Raw genomic sequence first — 3008 nt, forward strand, 5'->3', positions numbered from 1 at the left:
GGGCTCATTAATCCTGCTGCCGTGACCATTGACACAGTCGCAGAACCTTGTGCGATACGGACGACCATCGCGATGAGGAATGCAAGTGCAATCGGAGGAAGGCTGGAACCAGCCATCATTTCGCCAAGGACCTCACCAACACCAGAGTCGATCAATACTTGCTTGAAAACCCCGCCGGCACCCGTTACCAGGATGATGATCCCAGCAGGCTCAAGGGCCTTGGTAGCAATCTCCTGCACTTCATCCCTGGTGTACCCTCGCTTCGTTCCAAGAAGAATGAATGTAAGAATGGTGGCAATCGTCAAAGCCACAAACGGATGTCCCAGGAACGTCAGAATTGAACGAACCATGTTTCCTTCATCTAAAAGAACGCCTGACAGCGTATTTAATAAAATCAACACTAATGGTATGGAAATTAATGACGCTATAAGACCAAAGCCAGGAAGATCCTTATCATATTCCTTTTCTTCGACTTGCATGTATTCAGGGACAACGGCATGAATTCTTTTCGAGATATATTTTGCAAAAAGTGGTCCTGCGATGATCATGGACGGAATACCGGCAATCACACCGAACAAGATGACCCAGCCAAGATCTGCCCCTATCAGATCAGCAACAGCAATCGGTCCAGGTGTCGGCGGAATGAAACTGTGTGTGACAGCAAGACCCGCGAGTAAAGGTATTCCATAATAAAATAGTGACTTTCCTGTTTTCTTGGCCAATCCATATACAATCGGTACAAGAATGATGAAACCTACATCGAAGAACACGGGAATCGCAACAAGGAACCCTGTAATACCAAGAGACCACTGTGCTTTGTCTTCTCCAAATTTGTTGATCAAAGTCTGGGCAAGACGTTCTGCCCCTCCGGAAACTTCAAGCATCCGTCCGAACATTGCACCTAATCCAACGACAACCGCAACGAATCCGAGCGTGCCTCCCATACCGTTTTGTATCGAAGTGACAACCTCACCAAGCGGCATTCCAGCTGCGATTCCTACGATTAAACTTACCAGGAGCAGCGCAACAAACGCATGAAGCTTTGTTTTAATGACTAAAAATAACAGAAGAAAAATCCCTGCTAACGCAACCAATATCAGCATTTGATCTGACATAATGACCCCTACCCTTCTCTTATTGAATGAATTTCTTTTCTCTATCCAACCGACACCAATTAAGCGGTTTCACAAACCGTTTTCTATGAAGACACTCCGACTCTATAAAAATAGGAAAATATTTTCGGATTATTGATCTGTTGGAGAAAATTATTTTTTCTTGATATCTCTATTATAAAAAATATTTTTTTATTTGCAACCGTTTACAAAAAAATATTTTTCTTTTTCTCTTATTTTAGTATAATAAAAATATGAAAACCCTTACAGGAGTGTTGTCCATGATGAAAGAGCATCAGCATTGTCTGGCAAGCATCCGTTCTCATTATCCCCAATTCAGTGAGACGGAAAGAAAGATTGCCGATTATATACTGGAAAACCCTACACACATCATCCATTCCACCATCAATGGTCTGGCTGAAGATTTAGGCGTAGCCGATTCAACGGTCTTCCGCTTCTGCAAAAGAATTGGCTTTAAAGGGTATCAAGCTATGAAAATAGCATTGGCTTCTGAAATCGTCACAGGGCTCAAAGATATTCACGAACGCGTTGATGAAGGAGACACAGCACAGACGATTGCCTCCAAAGTCTTCCGATCCAACATCAAAACGATCGAAGACACCTTGATGGTCGTTGACGAAAAAAAACTTCAGGAAGCCGTGGATGCACTGACGGGATCCGAATCGATCGAATTCTTCGGAAGCGGCGGCTCAGGCGTCATAGCGCTCGATGCCTATCACAAACTGATCCGTACCGGTCTTCGCGTCCGTGCAACCTCAGACAGCCATATCCAATTGATGACCGCTTCCCAAATGACCGAAAAGGATTGCGCGGTCTTCATTTCCCACAGCGGGTCCACCAAGGATATTCTGCAAGTATTGGAGGTCGTGAAAGAGACCGGGGCAAAGACAATCTGCATCACGAACTTCGCCAAATCCCCATTGAGCCAGGGAGTCGATATCCCGCTCTACACCGTATCCGAGGAAACGGACTACCGCTCAGAAGCCCTGTCATCCCGGATTGCACAACTCACCTTGATCGATACCCTTTACGTCAACATCATGATGAGGCGTGAAGCGACTGGACAGGAAGCATTGAAGAAGATGCGGAATGCGATTTCGGTGAAAAGGTTATAAAAATGAAAAGAGATTCCAGAAGTCTCCTGGAATCTCTTTTGTGTGTTAATTTATTTCTTTCTTGTCTTTGCTGTAAACAATAATGTTATAAGGATCGTCCTTCACCCTATCTTTGACCTCATCCGATTCTATAAATCGCCTTACTTCCATCTCAATTTTTTTTGCAATCTCTTCAGCATCCGGGTCTGTGGATTTTACCGAGGTTTTAACTGTGAGAGTCAAGGGGGATGGATAGAATGAATAACCCACTCCTTTCACATGAAAGTCCCTTTTCCCCATAAGCCCCTGTGCAATCGTACTGATGACCGGGCTCCAGCGTTTTTCCGCTTCCTCTTTTACAGGGTCAATTTTGTATACCTTTATTTTAAACTCTCCTGATTCCTTTTCTTCCACGATTTCATTGACGATTGCTTTCATCTCGTCAATTCTTTTTTCTGAAACGAGAATTTCCAGAGGAATGAATTTTTCTATATCATTGATTCTGACATGTGCGGATCTTATTCCATATCCCTTTTCATTAAGGTCAGTCATGATCGCTTTTTCGAGTTCGGAACTTCTTCTACTATATTCATCATACTTTTTTTGTTCGCTTTGCGGAATTTCTTCCAATTTCTCTTCATCTGCAAGGTTTACTTTTACTTTGAAAGCATCCATTCCCTGGTCTTGAAAGGCATCGATTACCAGTTGTTTTATCTCGCCATTCACCTCTTCATAATACGCTTCTGTTCCTTCGATCCCCACGTGAATGGTTTTTGTCGTA

The 3008-nt window shown here is 43.5% G+C and carries 3 protein-coding genes; 1 reads left to right on the forward strand and 2 read right to left on the reverse strand.

Annotated features, from left to right (window positions below):
• Positions 1 to 1115, reverse strand: a 1115-nt coding sequence (locus HP456_RS22040) for a GntP family permease (RefSeq protein WP_172255106.1), incomplete at its 3' end; no start/stop codon positions are given.
• Between the two features lie 278 nt (positions 1116 to 1393).
• Here HP456_RS22040 and HP456_RS22045 point away from each other — a divergent pair.
• Entirely contained in the window at positions 1394 to 2248 is an 855-nt protein-coding gene (locus HP456_RS22045; RefSeq protein ID WP_172255108.1) for a MurR/RpiR family transcriptional regulator, read from the forward strand.
• 45 nt (positions 2249 to 2293) lie between these two features.
• Here the strand turns inward: HP456_RS22045 and HP456_RS22050 are convergent.
• The coding region (locus HP456_RS22050; RefSeq protein ID WP_172255110.1) for a DUF4030 domain-containing protein at positions 2294 to 3008 on the reverse strand (715 nt) is incomplete at its 5' end.

The sequence above is a fragment of the Bacillus haikouensis genome (assembly GCF_013179555.1).
Lineage (GTDB): Bacteria > Bacillota > Bacilli > Bacillales > Bacillaceae_B > Rossellomorea > Rossellomorea haikouensis_A.

Excerpts from the sequence above, each read along its gene's own strand:
- HP456_RS22045 (WP_172255108.1), top strand. The coding sequence starts at position 1,394 with ATGATGAAAGAGCATCAGCATTGTCTGGCAAGCATCCGTTCTCATTAT.